We start from the raw sequence: 439 nt of genomic DNA, 5'->3' as shown, positions 1-439 counted from the left end.
GCGCCGTGGCTGGGGCTGGCGATCCTGCGGCGGTTGCGCGGTTTTTCGCCGCCACCGATGCGGCGCTGGGCCTATCTCCTGTACCCCGGGCATTTCCTCCTGCTGCTGGCGCTGCGCAATCTCCTGGCCTGATGGCGAGCATTGTCGCTGCGGCCCTGTAGCCGCTGCCGAGCCCGCGAGGCTGCGATCGGCCGCGAAGCGGTCGTAAAACCAGGCAACCTGTTCTTCCAGGCATATCGCGTGCTCAGGTTTTGCGAGGACTGCGTCCTCGAGCGCAGCCTCGCGGGCTCGGCAGCGGCTACAGGGGCGACGTGCGCGCAGGAAACCTGCAGCGCCACTGGTCGGCACCAGCGGCTTGCGGTCCGGGGCAAGCCGTGGATATAGAGCCTTCGGCTTGTGGTGCCGGGAAGCATTTGTCTCTCTGCGCCAGGCCATGTCG

1 pseudogene is annotated in these 439 nt (G+C 67.7%); it reads left to right on the top strand.

Annotated features, from left to right (window positions below):
* Positions 1-132, top strand: a pseudogene (locus DK261_RS33580) (conjugal transfer protein TraX); the annotation flags it as partial.
* Positions 133-439: the final 307 nt, after the last annotated feature.

It is taken from the genome of Pseudomonas sp. RW409 (assembly GCF_003184125.1).
Taxonomy (GTDB): Bacteria; Pseudomonadota; Gammaproteobacteria; order Pseudomonadales; family Pseudomonadaceae; genus Aquipseudomonas; species Aquipseudomonas chlororaphis_I.
The sequence above is the reverse complement of the archived record's forward strand: the minus strand, read 5'-3'. Positions and strand labels throughout refer to the sequence as shown.